The organism is Lentilactobacillus kosonis (assembly GCF_003864335.1).
GTDB lineage: Bacteria > Bacillota > Bacilli > Lactobacillales > Lactobacillaceae > Lentilactobacillus > Lentilactobacillus kosonis.
In genome coordinates, this window is the sequence record NZ_BEXA01000002.1 from 1 (window position 1) to 18104 (window position 18104).

An 18104-nucleotide genomic window follows, 5' to 3' on the forward strand; every position below is an offset into this window, starting at 1 on the left:
TCAATTAGTGCTAACGAAAGTTAGCATTTTTATGTATAATCAACATTTTGTTGAATTACATGCCGGCTTAGCTCAGTTGGTAGAGCATCGGTATCGTAAACCGAGGGTCACAGGTTCAAGTCCTGCAGCCGGCAGTAAATTACTATATGACGCGTTTAGAAGCACTATCGATTAATATCGATAGTGCTTCTTTTTATTATAAAAAGTTACTTTAATTATTGACCTTAGCTCCTAAGTAAAAAGTTACTTTAAGTGACTCAGGAATGAAATCCTTGCTAGATAGTGTTTATTTCAATGTGTAAATATGCAGATCAGCCTCCATTTCAATAAAAATGAAAGTAATTAATATTTACACTTAATATTCTTAAATTGGTATATATCTTTTTTAAATATTGGTACTTGCCAACAAAAGCCTACAAATTAACGCTAAATAGATTTTATTGCATTGCGGTATACTTAATATTGTGGTAACCTATATAGTTGATAAGGGTAATGAATAATGATAAGGGGATTTAAATTATGAAAAATGTAATGTTATTATGTGAAAATGGGATTTCAAGCAACTTCTTAGAAAGATCTGCCAAGCGATTTATGGAATTTACAAACGCACAATTTAACTTAATTTCAGCTGATATAACTTCTGCGGATGAATTATTAAATAGTGATATTGATTTGGTACTGATCGCACCACAAGTTACTTACAGAGAAGAAGAACTAGAAGTCATTGGTAATCGAGCTCCAGTGAAGGTCATTCCTGATGACGTTTACGGCTGGGCCAATGGCGAACACTTGGTTAAGTTTATTAAGCATAATTTGGTAACTGAAGCCCAAGCTGTATAACTAATGGACGAAGAACAAATAACTCAAGTCTCAATGATGATGTTGACTAAGTCCGGGAATGCTAAGAGAGAACTTAATCAAGCTTTAGATGAGTTGTCAGGTGATGTTATCGACGGGGAACAGGTAATAATCCATATTCAAAGGGCTCATGAGTTAATTATTGAGGCACATAAACTTCAGAATACGGTAATTAAAAATGAACCTAATGTAAATTATTCAATGTTATTAACGCATGCACAGGACACACTTATGAATGTCGAGACCATTGAATTTATAACAAAAAAATTAGCTAAAATCGAAATTCACGATTAGAAGATGACAATTCTTTTAATCGTGAATCTTTTATTATAGTTACATAGGAGTTCATTAAATAATCATTGGAAAATGATTAAGCAATGCCCACAATCTTATTGAATTTACTCAGTAACAGGAATATAATTATCAAATGATTTACTTCTTAATTATATTAAAAGTTGTAAATAAATTATTAATTACATATCTAACTTATAATGTTAGATTAATTTTTGGAGGGTATCACACATGCAACAACAAGATCAAACCGATCAAGAACGACAGGCAGATGCGTCCTTCTTTGGTCAACCTAGAGGTTTGTCCACCTTATTCTTCACGGAAATGTGGGAACGATTCTCTTACTATGGAATGCGTGCAATCTTACTTTACTATATTTACTTTAGTGTAAGTAAAGGCGGACTAGGTTTTCCACAGTCCACGGCAGCTTCAATTATGGCCATTTATGGGTCACTAGTATATTTAACATCAGTTATTGGTGGTTTTGTTAGTGACCGGATTTGGGGTAGTCGTAAGACAGTATTCTATGGTGGTGTTCTAATTATGCTTGGGCATATTGCATTATCATTGCCCATGGGTGCAGTTGCGTTATTTATTTCAATTATATTGATTACGATTGGTACGGGTATGTTGAAACCGAACGTTTCTGAAATGGTTGGTGGACTATATACCGAATCTGATTTACGTCGTGATTCAGGTTTTACAATCTTTGTTTTCGGAATTAACCTTGGCTCGTTCGTTGCCCCCATCCTAGTCGGTCAAATCGGGATGAACGTTAATTTCCATCTTGGATTTTCTTTAGCAGCTATCGGAATGTTCTTTGGATTAGTTCAATATTACTTGGGTGGTAAGAAGCACTTACCAAGTGCAAGTCTTTATCCTAGTGATCCTTTAGAACCTGAAGATGCTAAAAGACTAGGAATTCGAGTGGGAATTGGAGCCGTTGTATTTGCTTTAATTTTATTATTGTTAGGATTTATGGGCGCTCTTAATGTTGATAACTTCATTACGCTCTTAAGTATCATTGCAATCATCACACCAATTGTTTACTTTATTATGATGATTTCTAGTAAAAAGGTTTCAAGCACTGAACGTTCACGAGTAATTGCTTACATTCCATTATTCCTTGCTGCTGCGATTTTTGGGCAATTGAAGAACAAGGATCTGTAGTATTGGCTCTATTCGCACAAAACCAGACCAACAATAATTTGGGATTTTTTAACATTCCGGCTGCCTGGTATCAATCATTAAATCCGTTGTTCATTATGCTATATACACCATTATTCGCATGGCTATGGACTAAACTGGGTAAAAAGCAACCTAGTTCACCAGGTAAGTTTTCACTTGGAATGTTATTTGCTGGTATTTCATACTTATTTATGGTTATCCCAGTAGCATTATTTGGAACATCTACTAAGGTAAGTCCTTTATGGTTACTTGGTAGTTGGATGATAATTGAAATTGCTGAAATGTTAATTTCACCAATTGGTTTGTCTGTGACGACTAAACTTGCCCCTAAGTCATTTGAATCACAAATGATGAGTATGTGGTTCTTAGCTGATTCTGCAGGGCAGGCCGTTAACTCACAAATTGTTAGATTATATACCCCGGAAAATGAAATTAGATATTTTACAATTATTGGAATTACTGCAATTGTTGCGGGGATTGTTTTGTTCTTCTTGCTTAAACCAATTAAGCGATTAATGGAAGGCGTTAATTAAAACTTCTAAAAGTGTTATCCTAACTAGGATAATACTTTTTATTTGGAGATAATAATGGTAAAAATTGCTGCTACAAGTGATAATCACTTTGATTTAAATAATATTGATGTTGAAGACATCATCGAGCCACAACATCAATTTCTATCCAAACTTGGTATTGAATACTATTTGATTGCTGGCGATTTATTTAATGACTTTCAACTAAGTGTTAAATACGTAAAACAGCTGCAGGAAGCAATGCCAGAAATTAAGGTCTTATTTATCGCAGGTAACCATGATATGGTTAAAAACGTTTCATATGAAGAATTAGAGCATGGAAATTGGGCAGGGTACTTAAATAACCGTTATATTGATGTCCCTAATTCAAATGTGAGAATTATTGGAATTAATGGCTGGTATGATTATTCGTTTGCCGTAAATGAGCCCAAAACAAGTCAGCAATTTTTAACGTGGAAAAATACATATTGGATTGATCGGCTAATTAGTCAACCGATGACCGATGAGCAACGTGAGGAAATTGCGTTGAACCAGTTAAAATTGCAACTGGAATCAGCAAGGATCGCAAATAAAAAAGTTGTCTTAATGACTCATTTTGTTCCCAACGTTAAGTTTATTCATTACTCGGATGATTTTCGGTTTTGGAACATGGCAAATGCGATGTTAGGGAGTGTCAAAGTAGGCAAGTTGATTGATCAATATCAAGTACCGGTCGTGGTATTTGGTCACATTCATAATCGACTTCAACCAGTGATATATGAAGAGACAACTTATTACAATGGAGCGGTTGGTTATCACCGTAAACGTCATAATGAATGGAAATCAAATGATTTTTTAACAGAGTGGGCAAGCCAATTGAAAAAAATTGAAATTTTTTAGCTTAGAAGGGTTGACGAAATCGTCAGAATTAGATATTATTATATTCGTTGCTTTGGTAGTACATAGCAAGGTTTCGGAGGGGTAGCGAAGTCTGGCTAAACGCGGCGGACTGTAAATCCGCTCCTTCGGGTTCGGTGGTTCGAATCCACTCCCCTCCATTTTTATTGGGCTATAGCCAAGTGGTAAGGCAACGGGTTTTGATCCCGTGATGCGCTGGTTCGAACCCAGCTAGCCCAATTAATAACGTCGATCCTCGTCGAGAGTCAGCGTTTTTATTTTGGCTTTGATCAGCTTGTTAACCCGTTGATTTTAGGGTTGACGGTGGAGCTAAAATTTTGTATTATTATATTCGTTGGTTTGTTAACAAATCATTTTGGAGGGGTAGCGAAGTCTGGCTAAACGCGGCGGACTGTAAATCCGCTCCTTCGGGTTCGGTGGTTCGAATCCACTCCCCTCCATTTTATTGGGCTATAGCCAAGTGGTAAGGCAACGGGTTTTGATCCCGTGATGCGCTGGTTCGAACCCAGCTAGCCCAACTATCTAACGTCAATCCTCATTGAGGATTGACGTTTTTTTATTGCAAATGACCATGAATTCAGCTAAAGTAAAAAATATAAAGATTGGTATAGACGAATATACTCCAGGAGGAACTAAATTATGAAAATTGGTTTTATCGGTGCAGGAGCGATGGCCCAGGCAATTATCGACGGTTTATTAAAGTCAAAAGTTGTGGTGGCTGAAGATATTCTAATTCATGGAAATCATAAGAATCGCTATGAACCATATGCAAAGAAAAATGGTCTAGTTGCTTGTGAAACTAATTCTGAACTGACTTCAAAAAGTGATATCTTGGTGATTGCAGTTGTCCCTGCAGTTGTTCAGCCAGTTCTGAATGAAATTGCAACTAGTTTGAAAAATACGCAACCAATTATTTCGATGGCATCTGGAATTACAATTGACAGATTACAAGAACTTACAAGTGATACACAACCAATATTGAGAATATTACCAAATGTTAATTCTGCTTATAATGCTGGAATGACAGCTGTGGCTGCTAATAAATACCTTGAAGATGAGAATCTAACCGAATTATTAAAGCTAATGTCAGCCATCGGGGAAGTGATTGAACTCCCAGAGACTCAATTTGCTAACTTTAGTGCCATTTCTGGGAGTGCAGTTGCATATATCGATTTCTTTATCGATGCATTAAGCCGAGCAGGTGTTAAATATGGCTTTGATAAAGCAACTGCAACTAAGATTGCTGCACAAACTACGTTGGGATCGGCCCAATCGTTGATTCAATCTGGCGAGACCCCAGCCGAAGTGATCGATAAAGTTTGCTCACCTGGTGGAGATACTATCGCCGGCATCCTCGCAATGGAACAAGCCGGATTATTAAATGCAGTTGTGAAGGGCATCGATGCAACTATCGAAAAATCGACAGGTAATAATTAATGGCTAAGGTAATTACTAATGCGCGAATAATTGATGGGCGGTCTGATATTAAGTTAGGCTATTTGCGGTTTGATGACCGGATAATTGCTGCTGGCAAAATGAGTCAGTTTATTGCCCAAGATGATGATCAAATTATTGATTACCCAAGTAAAATTGTAGTTCCAGGATTTATTGATATGCACTGTCATGCTGGTTATGGAATTGATTCCATGAATGGAAATGCGGATGAGTTAATTGAGCTGTCGGCTAAATTAGCACGTGAGGGTGTTTCCGGCGTTTTGATTACAACGATGACTCAGAGTAGCCAAGCAATTTCTAAAGCGTTAGAATCAATTGTTAGCGCATCTGAACGATCGACTAATATATTAGGTATACACTTAGAGGGGCCATTTGTATCTAAAGTATTTCATGGCGCTCAACCCGTTGATGAGGTGAAAGACTTCGATTTAAACCTAATGCGAAGTTGGCAGGCAATTACAGGCGATCGAATCAAAGCAATTACTTATGCTCCTGAACTATTGCATGCGCGAGAATTAGAGCAGTATTGTGATGAACATAATATTTTAAAATCAATGGGGCATTCTCAGGCAACATATGAGCAGGCTACCGAGGCCACTGCTGATCGAATTACGCACCTATATAATGCTCAGTCCCCATTACATCATCGAAACGTTGGTTTAGTAGGCGAAGCGTTTTTGAACACATCGTTAATGACGGAACTAATTGTGGATGGGGTTCACGTATCACCTGAAGCAGTAAAAATTGCTTATGAAATCATTGGTTCTGACCGTCTTGAATTGGTCACTGATTCAATGGAAGCTCGGGGGCATGCCAGATGGTACTTATCAATTGGGCGGTCAAAAAGTGACAGTAGCTGATGGAGCTGCTCGATTAGATAATGGGCACTTAGCGGGCTCGGTTTTGAAATTTAAGGATGCGTTTAAAAATATTATTAAATTTACTAACTGTTCTTTATTGGACGCGGTTAAAATGAGTTCAAGCAACCAAGCAAAAGAACTTGGATTAAAAGATCAAGGTAACTTTTTGCCAGATTCATATGCAAATGTAAATGTATTTGACAATGACCTAGACCTTTGTCAAACTTATTATCAAGGGGAACCATTAAATAGACGTTAAAGGAGTTGGTAGCATGGGCTTACCAATTTATATTAAAATTCATAACGAAATTAAAAGAAACATTGAAGCTGGTAGATGGAATATAGGTGATCGAATTCCATCTGAGCGGGAGCTCTCAACTGATTTTGGCGTAAGTAGAATGACACTTAGACAGGCCATTCAAACATTGGTTGACGAAGGAATTCTTGAACGTCGAGTAGGTTCTGGGACATTTGTTGCTAGCCAAAAAGTTCAGGAAAAAATGGCTGGGGTAACTGGGTTTACTGATCTAATGATTGCCCAGGGAAAGAAACCATCAAGTAAGACGATTTCTTATCACACGATGGAGCCATCATTATCTGAAATGGAAAAACTAGGGATCAAAGAGACCGATTTAGTCCTCCGAATGGAACGAATTAGATACGGTGATGATATTCCAATTTGTTTTGAAGTTGCTACAGTTCCTGAAAGCATCATTGAGGGATTAGACAAGTCTGAGATTACTAGTTCACTATATCGATCTCTTGAACAGAAAAAAGGTTTGAGTATAGGAAAAGCCAAGCAGACTGTTTCAGCAATGCTAGCTTCTGAACGAATTGCGGAGTTCTTAGATATTAAACGTGGCGATCCAATTTTACGATTAAGACAAACTACTAATCTTCAAAATGGTCAACCGTTTGAATATGTTCGGACTCAATATGTCGGCGAACGATTTGAATTTTACTTAGAAAAAGAATAATTTAGGCTTCAAAAAAATAAAAAAAGCGAGAAAATGGTTGAATGACCAATTTCTCGCTTTTTTAGTGTCGTTTAGTTTGTTGGCGTTGTTCAAAAACTCTGATTAAATATTTTGGTAGAATCATTAATCGTTTAAAGCGGCTTGGCTCTTTTAGCGTCCGGTACAACCACTCTACATGGAGATCCTGCCATTTTTTGGGGGCGCGTTTTACATTTCCGGTTAAGACGTCAAATGAGCCACCAACGCCCATAAAGAGGGCCTCAGACTTATTTAGATTACGATTGATGAATTCTTCTTGTTTAGGTGAACCGGTTGCTACAAACACCATATCTGGAGATGCTACTCGAATTGCTTCACTAACACTGGACTCGTCTTTATAGTAGCCATCTTGAGTTCCACTGATTGTTAAACCAGGATATTGCTTAGAAACGACTTTTTGTAAATCTTTAATTACATTTGGTTTGGCACCGACAAAAAAGGCGCTTTTACCATTTGTAGATCCCCATTTAAGAAGTCTGATGAACACATCATAACCCGTTACTCGCTCTTTAAGGGGATTTGCGATGATCCTTGAACCAATAATAATGCCAATTCCATCAGGAATGATGAAGTCGGCCGCTTTAATTAAAGTGTTGAAGCTGGAATGTGAGTTAGCATACATCACGATTTCAGGATTAGCCGTCACGACAAATGTTCTGCGGTGTTCGGTTATCCTTTTGGTAACTATGTCTAGAAAATTATCCAGCGTGGTGTTGTCGAAATCGACCCCTAAAATATTAATGATGTTAGTAGACTGATTCATAAAATAATCCTTTCACTACAAAATAATTCAGTTTAATTGTCGCTTTAGTAAAAATAAATGATAAAATTAACATTATTATATCAATTATCCCAGGAGGATACATTCATTACCATGGCAGATGAAACTAATTTAACTCTACATACGGATTTTTATGAAATCAATATGATGGCGACATATTTTGAAAAAAATATGGAAAATCGGCATGCAGTATTTGAAGTGTTTTTTAGAAACTTACCGTTTGGAAATGGTTATGCAGTATTTGCGGGGCTTGAACATATTATTGACTATGTTAAGGACATTCAATTTACTGATGAGGATATCGATTACTTACGGGAAGTCACAGATTATCCAGAAAACTTTTTAGAATATTTGAGAAACTTTAAATTCAAGGGGAGTATCAAGTCTGCTCTTGAAGGTGATCTTGTATTTAATAATGAGCCAATTTTACAAGTTGAGGGTTCATTAGCTGAATGTCAGCTAATTGAAACTGCTCTTTTAAACATAATTAATTATCAAACCTTGATTGCCACTAAGGCTTCTCGAATCAGAGTGGCAGTTGGGGATGATCCATTGATGGAATTTGGTAGTCGTCGGGCCCAAGAAGTCTCAGCAGCAATCTGGGGAACGCGAGCAGCCATTATCGGTGGCTTTGATTCAACTTCCAATGTCTTAGCTGGTAAGAAGTTTGGCATTCCACTTAGTGGAACTCATGCCCATTCAATGGTTGAAGCTTTCGGGAATGACTATGATGCTTTCAAGGCTTATGCAGCAACGCATCATGATTGTGCCTTCTTAGTTGATACTTACGATACCCTTAAGAGTGGAGTTCCATCTGCAATCAAGGTTGCGGATGAAATGGGAGATAAAATTAATTTCTTAGGGGTTCGAATTGATTCCGGTGATATGGCGTACATTTCAAAACGAGTTCGGGAATTACTTGACCAAGCTGGCTATCCAGATGCTAAAATTTATGCCTCAAATGACTTGGATGAAAATACTATCGCTAGTTTAAAGATGCAACATGCACGAATTGATGTTTGGGGAGTGGGTACCAAAGTAATTACTGCATTTGACCAACCAGCATTGGGAGCAGTTTACAAAATGGTTAGTTGTGAAGATGAGCATGGTAAGATGGTCGACACAATTAAAATTTCCAGTAACGCTGAAAAGGTATCGACACCAGGTAAAAAACAAGTGTGGCGGATTACTGATAAAGAGGATGGCAAATCAGAAGGTGATTACATCGCCTTGGCTGACGAAGATCCACGTAGTGAAGAATCGATTTATATGTTCCATCCTCAATACACTTATATTAATAAAACTGTGGCCAACTTTGATGCGCGTCCTTTATTAAAAGATATATTTGTTGATGGGAAGCTGGTCTATGATCAGCCTAATTTACAGGTTATTCAAGAATATGCTAAGAATGAACTCGCATCCTTATGGCCAGAATATAAACGAGAGTTAAATCCTGAAGATTATCCTGTTGATTTATCACAAAAATGTTGGGACAACAAAAACAAGATTATTGAACAAGTTCACAATTATGTTCAAAAAATTAAGTATGGTTCGGAGAATGACAAATGAGAGAAAAACAAGCACAAATCATAGCTGACTTGAAGGTTAAACCCGAAATCAACCCACAAGAAGAAATCAGAAGAAGTATTGACTTTCTGAAAGATTATTTAAAAAAATATTCTTTCTTGAAGGGACTAGTTTTAGGGATTTCTGGCGGCCAAGATTCTACTTTAGCTGGTAAGCTATCGCAGATGGCAATTCAGGAATTGCGCACAGAAACTGGTGATAATAGTTATCAATTTACTGCAGTTAGACTTCCGTATGGTGTTCAGGCGGACGAGTCTGATGCGCTAGCAGCCATCGATTTTATGAAAGCAGACAGCGTTGCTCGAGTTGACATTAAGCCAGCCGTTGATGAGGCTGTAAGGTCAGTTGAGAGCAACGAACTTAAAATCTCTGATTTTAACAAGGGAAATATTAAGGCTCGCCAAAGAATGATTGCCCAATACGCAATTGGCTCTGCTAAGAGTGCTGCAGTCGTTGGGACGGACCATGCTGCTGAGGCGGTTACCGGATTCTATACAAAATTTGGTGATGGTGCAGCAGATATCACTCCATTATGGAGATTAGATAAGCGGCAAGGTCGGAGCTTATTAGAAGCTCTGGATGCACCAGTTAAATTGTATGAAAAAACACCCACTGCTGATTTGGAAGATGATCGGCCCGCATTACCAGATGAGGTTGCACTTGGAGTATCTTACAAAGATATCGATGATTATTTAGAAGGTCACGAAATTGCTGATGCTGCTGCCGAGGTAATTGAAGGTTGGTATAATAAGACAGCCCATAAACGACACACGCCAATTAATGTTTATGATAATTTTTGGAAGTAGAATAGTGACAAAGTGATGCACTTATGGTTATAATAAGTGAAAAGAGGGAGTAACCAGCGATCTAATCGTGACTATCTCGTCAACATGAAATCCATTGGGTTTCCGGGATAGCTTAAATGGTGAGACTTATGAAATCCGATTTTCGGGTTTTATAAGTCTCTTTTTCTTTATAAGGAGGAAAAGGAATGGCGGAGACAAAGAAGACGATTTACCAACTATCGGTAGATGATGTTTTATCCAAGGTAAGTGCGACCAAGGACGGTCTAAGTACAAAACAGGTATCTGATCGTCGGGCAGAATTTGGTCCTAATCAATTGGTGGCTCAAAAGCGGACCACCATTTTGCAGAAATTCTTGGCTCAATTTAAAGATTTGATGATTATTATCTTAATCATTGCGGCAATTATTGCCGGAATTGCAGGTGAACACATTGATGCGATTATTATCATTGCGGTGGTCATTTTAAACGCGATATTCGGAGTGTTTCAGGAATCAAAAGCTGAAAATGCCATTGACTCTTTAAAAGAAATGTCTGCGCCAATGGCGACAGTTTTACGAGATGGTCAGACTCAATCGGTTAAGAGCGAAGACATCGTTCCGGGAGACATTGTCTTACTAGAAGCTGGGGATGTTGTGCCAGCTGATTTAAGGTTAATTGAAGCTAATTCCTTGAAAATTGAAGAAGCTGCTTTAACTGGTGAGTCAGTTCCGGTTGATAAAGCAGTTGCCACAATTGAAGATTCTGATTTACCCTTAGGTGATCGAAATAACCTTGCCTTTATGAATAGTAATGTCACAACAGGTCGAGGTCTTGGTGTGGTTGTTTATACCGGGATGAATACTGAGGTTGGTAAGATTGCTCATATGCTGAATACAGCTGATGAGCAAACAACTCCGCTTCAAGAAAATTTAACTCAATTAGGAAAAATGCTAACGTGGCTAATTCTAATTATTGCTGTGATTACTTTTGTAGTCGGTTTACTAAGGGGGTCAGAAACAGTATTAAACATGTTACTAACGGCCATTTCATTAGCGGTGGCAGCAATTCCAGAAGGATTACCAGCAATCGTTACCGTGACCTTGGCATTGGGAACTCAGCAGATGGCCCGACACAATGCATTAATTCGTAAGTTACCTGCAGTTGAAACTTTGGGAAGCACAGATATTATCTGTTCAGATAAAACGGGGACGTTAACCCAAAACAAAATGACCGTGGAAAAGGTATTCTTGGATGGTCAATTAACAGATTCTGATCAAATTTCAATTGATTTGAATAATCAATTAGCTCAAATTATGATTTTAAACAACGATACAAAATTCCAACCCGATGGATTAGTTGGTGATCCGACTGAAACAGCGCTGGTTCAGTATTACTTAAACAGTGAGCTACCAGTTAATGAATTTATTGCTGAACATGAACGATTAGCTGAAATTCCATTTGATTCCGAACGTAAGCTGATGTCTACATTTAATAAATATCCTGATGGTTCAATTCAAATGAACATGAAGGGAGCCCCTGATCAACTGTTGAAACGGGTGACCAAGATTGTTGATAATGGGCAGGTTAGAAATATAACGGATAATGACATTAAGAAGATTCAAGATACGAATCATAGTTTAGCCACTTCTGCATTAAGAGTGTTGGCTTTTGCATATAAGCCAGTTGCAGATGTCCCAACTGAATTAACATCAGAGGCTCAAGAAAATGAAATGATTTTGTTGGATTGATTGGGATGATTGATCCAGAACGCCCTGAAGTATATCAGGCGGTTGCTGAAGCCAAGGACGCAGGAATCAAATCGATTATGATTACCGGTGACCACCAAGACACTGCTAAGGCGATTTCCAGTCGGTTAGGAATCATTGATGATCTTAACGATAGTCGGGCTGTGATGAGTGGTGCTGAACTGGAAGAGTTGTCTGATGATGAATTTGATCAGCGGGTAGAAGATGTTTCGGTCTATGCGCGAGTTGCACCGGAACATAAAGTTAGAATTGTTAAGGCTTGGCAGAAAAAGGGCAAAGTAGTGGCGATGACTGGTGATGGGGTTAATGATGCTCCGGCACTAAAGACCGCTGATATCGGAGTCGGAATGGGGATTACTGGAACTGAAGTTTCTAAAGAGGCTTCTGACATGGTGTTAGCAGATGATAACTTTGCCACTATCGTTACCGCAATTAAGGCTGGTCGAAAAGTTTTTGCGAATATTCAAAAAGCGCTTCAATACCTGTTATCTGCCAACTTAGGAGAAGTATTAACCTTATTTATAATGACTTTGATGGGATGGCAAATTTTAGCACCAGTTCAAATCCTGTGGATTAACTTAGTTACCGATACTTTTCCAGCCATTGCATTGGGGGTCGAACCCGCTGAACCTGGGATTATGAAACGTAAACCACGGGGACGAACTTCTAATTTCTTCTCAGGTGGGATTATGACCAATATTTTGTATCAAGGATTATTTGAAGGATTAATTACTTTAGGGGTATATGCATTCGCAATTACTAACCCAGTCCATAGTACTGATGCATTAATCCATGCTGATGCTTTGACGATGGCATATGCTACGTTAGGATTAATTCAGTTATTCCATGCATTTAACTCAAAAACGATTCATCAATCAATCTTTAAGGTTGGTATTTTCAAAAATAAATTCTTTAACTGGGCAATGTTAGCTTCAACCATTTTACTGGTGGCCACAATTGCTATTCCAGGCTTTAACCAAATGTTCCATGTAACTCCATTAGCATCATCTCAATGGATGGTCGTACTTTTTGGTGGAATTTTGATTGTAATCATCACAGAAGTAGTAAAATGGATTCAGAGACATGTACTCAATGAAGAATAATTAAGGTGGGAATTGGATTGAAACAAAGAGATGTTCAAACATATGCAAAAGTTATTTCAGATGTAATTGATTTTACCGGTCAAAATGGTGAAGATTTAAACGCTGATTTCGAAACTTTGAGAAAAGCAGTTGATGATAACGCTGTTGCCAATATTGGTGAAGAGGAATTAACTAGAATCAAGGATCATTTCCAATCAGGAACTGATAAGTATCAAGATAGTGTTAATAAATTAGAAAATGCTCCGGTACCAGTAAAGTTGTTGGGCCGTCACAAAACGATGGTCACAGCTTACCGAAGCTATGCAGATGCTTGTCAACAAATGACTGACAGTATTGATCCAGCAAATCAGCAAATTAACGAAGTAGCCTTTAACCAATCAGAAAAAGATCAAGAAAACTTCATTGATAAGTTTTCTAAAGCAGCCAATCGAGTAATGGGAAGCATTATGTAACTCGGCTGGTAAATAAAACCAATAGGATGCAACTTTCGAGTTCGCAAACTATTGGTTTTTATGATTTTAGAATCAATTCTTACCACTCAAATGGTCGGTAGTCGATACCAGAATGATATAATTATTAGTGAAAGAATTTTGAGGTGAAACTTTTGACTAAATTAACTGAGCAATTAGTAGCTAAATTATCTGGAATATCTAAATCACAAGTTAAGGCAACTTTAACAATGTTGTCCGAAGGAGACACGGTTCCCTTTATTGCGCGTTATCGTAAGGAACGCACACATAACTTAGATGAAGTACAAATCAGAGATATTCAAGATATGGCTAAGAAGATTGAAACTCTCGATAAGCGTAAAAGTGACGTAATTAAGAAAATTTCGGAACAAGAACAGCTGACTCCTAAATTAGAGGCAAAAATTAACCAATCCGAGACAGTTCAACAAGTTGATGATCTTTATTTGCCATTTAAGCAAAAACGTCGTACTAAGGCAACGGTTGCAAAGGAACGCGGACTCATGCCGCTTGCTGAAGCAGTACTTAAATTCGACCAGAATATTCAAACTAAAATTAATGAAGCAATTGACGTGGATAAAGAATTACCAACCGCTGATGATGTTAAAGCAGGAATTCACGAAATTTTAGCCGAACAAATTGGTGAACATCCTGAATTCAGAACATGGATTAGAACCCAAACGGTTAAGTCAGGGATATTGACTGCTAAGGTTAAAAATAAAGTTAAGGATACTGAAGATGCACAGACGTACCAACAGTATTTTGATTTTGAAGAGCCGATTAAATCAGTGCCAGAATTTCGAGTGCTAGCGATTAACCGAGGAGAACGGGAAGGTATTCTATCCGTTAAAATTGCGGTTAATGAATCAGAAATTTTTAATTATTTACAATTTAAACTAATTGGCAATCAAATCGGAATGAGTGCAGAAATTATTGATGCTGCAGCACAAGACGCCTATAAAAGGTTTATTGGTCCAGCAATTGAACGGGAAATTAGAGCGGAGTTAACTGAAAAGGCCGATCGGCATGCCATCGATGTGTTTGGCAAAAATTTATATAACTTATTGATGCAAGCGCCATTGAAGGGCCGGATTGTCATGGGATTTGATCCGGCGTATCGAACGGGATGTAAATTAGCCGTGGTTGATGGAAATGGAAAGTTCTTAGGGAAGACGGTTATTTATCCTCATAAACCAGCATCTGAAGCAAAGCGGAAAGCTGCTAAGTTCGAATTCATTGACTTTATTAATCAATACCACGTGGAAATGATTGCAATTGGTAATGGTACCGCTAGTAGAGAATCTGAGCAATTTGTTGCAGACGCAATCAAAGAAATAAATTATTCCATCTTTTACGTAATTGTTAATGAAGCTGGTGCATCAGTATATTCAGCAAGTGACGTTGCTAGACGTGAATTCCCTGATTTTAGCGTTGAACAAAGGTCAGCAGTTAGTATTGGACGACGAATTCAAGATCCATTAGCTGAGTTAGTTAAAATTGACCCACAAGCTATCGGAGTTGGTCAGTACCAGCATGATGTTTCTCAAAAACAGTTAACTGAAAAACTGGATCAAGTTGTTGAAACTGCAGTTAACCGTGTTGGAATTAATTTGAATACAGCAAGTCCAGAGCTACTAGTTCATATTTCAGGGCTATCTAAGACTATTGCTAGTAACATTGTTACCTATCGAAACGAGAATGGTAGTTTTATTAGCCGAAAACAGTTAACTAAAGTTCCTAGGCTAGGGCCAAAAGCTTATGAACAATCAGTGGGATTTTTACGAATTGTAAATGGGAAAAATCCATTTGATAATACGGATATTCACCCTGAAAGTTATGCTGCCGCAAATAAATTATTGAAGTTATACAATATCGATAACGCTGAATTAGGATCAACCGCCATCCAAGATAAATTGTCGCAAGTCGATACTAGTGAATTGGCTAAACAGCTTGAAATTGGTGAAGCTACTTTGCAAGATATTATCAAAGGAATTACATCTCCTGGACGTGATTTGCGCGATGATATGCCAACCCCATTATTAAAACAGGATGTTTTAAAAATCAGCGACTTGAAGCCAGGAATGAAACTTCAAGGAACAGTTAGAAACGTCGTTGATTTTGGAGCCTTTGTTGACATTGGCGTTAAGCAAGACGGCCTAGTTCATATCTCTAAGCTTAGTGACCATTTCGTAAAAGATCCTAGTACCGTGGTCGCAGTTGGCGACGTAGTTAATGTATACGTGGAGTCGATTGATGAACAACGATCAAGAATTCAATTATCAATGATTGAACCTAATTCAGCAGAAAAGGAATAATATTGACAGATTTAGAGTTACAAAGATTAGTAGAACATGTGTCATTAGAGTCTTTTGGTAAGCAGTTTAAGCATCAAGCGACATTTAATTCACGCTTAAGAACCACTGGTGGTCGATATCGTTTGGCCGATCATAACATTGAAATTAATCGCAAAATGACTGAGGAGTTTGACAGGTCTGTGTTGATTGGAATTATTAAGCATGAACTTTGCCATTACCACTTACATTTAGCCGGTTATTCAGGAAAACATAATACTCCCGAATTTAAGCAGTTATTAAAAGCCGTGGGAGGGTCAAGATATGCGCCAGCAGTTACTAAAAATTATAAGTATGTTTATGAATGCACTGAATGTGGCCTTAAGTATCATCGAAAGCGAAAAATTGATGTTAGAAAGTATGCATGTGGTAAATGTCGTGGTAAATTAAAGTTAATCGCATAAATAAGTGAAAGAAGGTAATTATTATGGCAAAAGTAATTGTTAGAGTACCTGCATCATCAGCTAACTTAGGACCTGGAATGGATTCATTAGGGTTAGCATTTAAACTTTACTACACTGTGATTGTTGAAGAGAAAACTAATAAGTGGAAAGTAAATCATGCCTTAGGGGATGATGTTCCTACGGACGAGCATAATTTGATCGTTCAAAGCATTTTGAAGACTGATCCTGATATTGAACCTCACCAATTAACGGTGATATCAGATGTTCCAATTGCCCATGGGTTGGGTTCTAGTACCACTGCGGTAGTGGCCGGAATAAAAATTGCTAATTCACTTGGAGAATTAAATTTGTCGACTGATAAGCAAATTCAAATTGGTAGTGAAATTGAAGGCCATCCCGAAAATGTGGCTGCAGCAATTCTAGGAAATTTAGTCGTATCAACTTATGATGGCGAAGAAGCATTGGCAACCTCTATTCCGGTAGATGATTTGGCTGCCTTGATGTATATTCGACCTGACGGGATTTCTGAAGTTGAGAGTCGGCAAAAATTACCAGCCACGTTGGATTATCAAAATGCTGTTTTAAGTAGTAGCCGAGCTAATTTATTCGTTACCTTAATGAGCCAAGGAAAATATCACAATGCATTGCCATTAGTTGAGGGTGATATGATGCATGAACCTTTTAGAAAATCAATTGTTCCTGAATTAGACATCATTCGCGAAAAGGCGCATTCAATGTCGATTTATGGAACATATTTGAGTGGAGCAGGACCTACGGTTGGAACGTTAGGTAAACGAGACGATTTGGTTCAACTTAGAATCGAACTTCAACAAATGAATCTCAATGGTAGTTTGAGAATCTTGGATGTTGATACTGAAGGCGCAACTGTTCGCGGAGAATAAAAATACCTATTGTCATGGTAGTCGCTATCTGATATAATAATTCTTGTTGATTGATGATGCGGCCATGGCGGAATTGGCAGACGCGCAAGATTAAGGATCTTGTCGGGAGTTCTCCCGGTGGAAGTTCGAATCTTCTTGGCCGCATAATACTTTCAACCATTACCTTACCGGTATGGTTCGTTTTTTTTGGAGGAATTTAGATGAATGCATTTATTTTTGACGTAGACGGTACTTTAATCGATAGTAAAAAAATGTACATGAAACCATTGCTCAAAGTGCTTAATGCTAATGGTTACAATTATAAGTATGAGGATTTAGATCAGACATTTGGTATTAACGCATTAGATGCAGTTACGCAGTTGGGAGTCCGTGATCCTAAAAAATCGTTGCTGAGTGGTTTAACATAGTTGATGATTATAAGGAATTAACCCACGTCTTTCCTAATATTAAGGAAATGCTTCAGGAACTAAGCGCTAACAATTCAAATCGATTAGCGATTGCGACATCCAAGCTTAGAAAAGAGCTACTTAGAGATGTGGAACCGTTTGGACTCAATGATTTCTTTAGTGCCATTGTTTCTTCAGATGATGTTGAGCATGGTAAACCAGCTCCAGACATGGTGTTAAAAGGGATGGAAAAGTTGAATTCGACTAAAGATGAAACGGTATATGTTGGTGATACCTTATATGATTTAGAGGCCGCCCATAATGCGGGCGTGAGCTTTGCATTGGCTGGCTGGGAAACTAAAATGAGCGACCAATTTAAAAAATATTGAATATTATTTGAATACTCCGCAAGATTTATTAACGATTTAATTTAGATAACTTTGCTTTTTTAACTGTAAGTGATAGTTGCCTGGGTCT

The 18104-nt window shown here is 37.9% G+C and carries 16 protein-coding genes, 6 tRNA genes and 2 pseudogenes; 23 read left to right on the plus strand and 1 reads right to left on the minus strand.

The features are described 5' to 3' along the window. Positions 1 to 61 precede the first annotated feature (61 nt). The 13 genes and pseudogenes from NBRC111893_RS02860 (at position 62) to NBRC111893_RS02915 (ending at position 7056) form a co-directional block, all read left to right on the plus strand. Positions 62 to 134, plus strand: a tRNA-Thr gene (locus tag NBRC111893_RS02860). Between the two features lie 385 nt (positions 135 to 519). Continuing rightward, on the plus strand, positions 520 to 840 hold the full coding sequence (locus tag NBRC111893_RS02865) for a PTS sugar transporter subunit IIB (protein WP_125007926.1): 321 nt from the start codon (positions 520 to 522) through the stop codon (positions 838 to 840). A 3-nt stretch (positions 841 to 843) separates the two neighbouring features. Then, on the plus strand, positions 844 to 1152 hold the full coding sequence (locus NBRC111893_RS02870; RefSeq protein ID WP_125007927.1) for a PTS lactose/cellobiose transporter subunit IIA: 309 nt from the start codon (positions 844 to 846) through the stop codon (positions 1150 to 1152). 228 nt (positions 1153 to 1380) lie between these two features. Further along, positions 1381 to 2870, plus strand: a pseudogene (locus tag NBRC111893_RS02875) (peptide MFS transporter). A 54-nt stretch (positions 2871 to 2924) separates the two neighbouring features. Then, positions 2925 to 3746, plus strand: coding sequence for a metallophosphoesterase (locus tag NBRC111893_RS02880; protein WP_125007928.1), 822 nt, complete (start codon positions 2925 to 2927; stop codon positions 3744 to 3746). Positions 3747 to 3821: 75 nt separating this feature from the next. Further along, a tRNA-Tyr gene (locus tag NBRC111893_RS02885) sits at positions 3822 to 3904 on the plus strand. A 7-nt stretch (positions 3905 to 3911) separates the two neighbouring features. After that, positions 3912 to 3983 (plus strand) — tRNA-Gln (locus tag NBRC111893_RS02890). 138 nt (positions 3984 to 4121) lie between these two features. Further along, positions 4122 to 4204 (plus strand) — tRNA-Tyr (locus NBRC111893_RS02895). 6 nt (positions 4205 to 4210) lie between these two features. After that, a tRNA-Gln gene (locus NBRC111893_RS02900) sits at positions 4211 to 4282 on the plus strand. Between the two features lie 121 nt (positions 4283 to 4403). Further along, complete coding sequence (gene proC / locus NBRC111893_RS02905) at positions 4404 to 5201, plus strand: pyrroline-5-carboxylate reductase (protein WP_125007929.1); 798 nt, start codon at positions 4404 to 4406, stop codon at positions 5199 to 5201. Beyond that, positions 5201 to 6079: an N-acetylglucosamine-6-phosphate deacetylase gene (locus tag NBRC111893_RS02910; protein WP_369689693.1), complete on the plus strand. Its 879-nt coding sequence runs from the start codon at positions 5201 to 5203 to the stop codon at positions 6077 to 6079. Before proC ends, NBRC111893_RS02910 begins: the two co-directional genes overlap by 1 nt. Then, a complete protein-coding gene (locus NBRC111893_RS12060; RefSeq protein ID WP_369689694.1) occupies positions 6066 to 6338 on the plus strand; it encodes an amidohydrolase family protein in 273 nt (90 codons plus the stop codon). Before NBRC111893_RS02910 ends, NBRC111893_RS12060 begins: the two co-directional genes overlap by 14 nt. Positions 6339 to 6351: 13 nt before the next feature. Continuing rightward, a complete protein-coding gene (locus NBRC111893_RS02915) occupies positions 6352 to 7056 on the plus strand; it encodes a GntR family transcriptional regulator (protein WP_125007930.1) in 705 nt (234 codons plus the stop codon). 61 nt (positions 7057 to 7117) lie between these two features. Here the strand turns inward: NBRC111893_RS02915 and NBRC111893_RS02920 are convergent, their stop codons facing one another. Continuing rightward, entirely contained in the window at positions 7118 to 7858 is a 741-nt protein-coding gene (locus NBRC111893_RS02920; protein WP_125007931.1) for a WecB/TagA/CpsF family glycosyltransferase, read from the minus strand. A gap of 111 nt (positions 7859 to 7969) precedes the next feature. Between NBRC111893_RS02920 and NBRC111893_RS02925 the strand changes: the two genes are divergently transcribed. The 10 genes and pseudogenes from NBRC111893_RS02925 to NBRC111893_RS11795 all read left to right on the plus strand — a co-directional run bounded on the left by NBRC111893_RS02925 (position 7970) and on the right by NBRC111893_RS11795 (position 18016). Further along, complete coding sequence (locus NBRC111893_RS02925) at positions 7970 to 9445, plus strand: nicotinate phosphoribosyltransferase (RefSeq protein ID WP_125007932.1); 1476 nt, start codon at positions 7970 to 7972, stop codon at positions 9443 to 9445. Next, positions 9442 to 10269 (plus strand): NAD(+) synthase, encoded by an 828-nt coding sequence (gene nadE, locus NBRC111893_RS02930; protein WP_125007933.1) that lies wholly within the window; start codon positions 9442 to 9444, stop codon positions 10267 to 10269. The genes NBRC111893_RS02925 and nadE overlap by 4 nt, the downstream gene beginning before the upstream one ends. Before the next feature lie 185 nt (positions 10270 to 10454). Continuing rightward, positions 10455 to 13117 (plus strand): annotated as a pseudogene (locus NBRC111893_RS02935) (calcium-translocating P-type ATPase, PMCA-type). Positions 13118 to 13134: 17 nt separating this feature from the next. Further along, on the plus strand, positions 13135 to 13569 hold the full coding sequence (locus NBRC111893_RS02940) for a hypothetical protein (RefSeq protein ID WP_125007934.1): 435 nt from the start codon (positions 13135 to 13137) through the stop codon (positions 13567 to 13569). A 152-nt stretch (positions 13570 to 13721) separates the two neighbouring features. Continuing rightward, positions 13722 to 15899, plus strand: a complete 2178-nt coding sequence (locus NBRC111893_RS02945) for a Tex family protein (RefSeq protein ID WP_225417523.1) — start codon at positions 13722 to 13724, stop codon at positions 15897 to 15899. 2 nt (positions 15900 to 15901) lie between these two features. Beyond that, a complete protein-coding gene (locus NBRC111893_RS02950; RefSeq protein WP_125007935.1) occupies positions 15902 to 16339 on the plus strand; it encodes a SprT family protein in 438 nt (145 codons plus the stop codon). 23 nt (positions 16340 to 16362) lie between these two features. Continuing rightward, positions 16363 to 17241: a homoserine kinase gene (thrB, locus tag NBRC111893_RS02955; protein WP_125007936.1), complete on the plus strand. Its 879-nt coding sequence runs from the start codon at positions 16363 to 16365 to the stop codon at positions 17239 to 17241. 58 nt (positions 17242 to 17299) lie between these two features. Next, a tRNA-Leu gene (locus tag NBRC111893_RS02960) sits at positions 17300 to 17385 on the plus strand. A 56-nt stretch (positions 17386 to 17441) separates the two neighbouring features. Further along, the gene (locus tag NBRC111893_RS11790; protein ID WP_261341424.1) at positions 17442 to 17648 is read left to right on the plus strand and encodes an HAD hydrolase-like protein; all 207 of its coding nucleotides are present in this window, start codon (positions 17442 to 17444) and stop codon (positions 17646 to 17648) included. A gap of 38 nt (positions 17649 to 17686) precedes the next feature. Further along, positions 17687 to 18016 carry an HAD-IA family hydrolase gene (locus NBRC111893_RS11795; protein WP_261341429.1) on the plus strand — a complete coding sequence of 110 codons (330 nt, stop codon included), beginning with the start codon at positions 17687 to 17689 and terminating at the stop codon, positions 18014 to 18016. Positions 18017 to 18104: the final 88 nt, after the last annotated feature.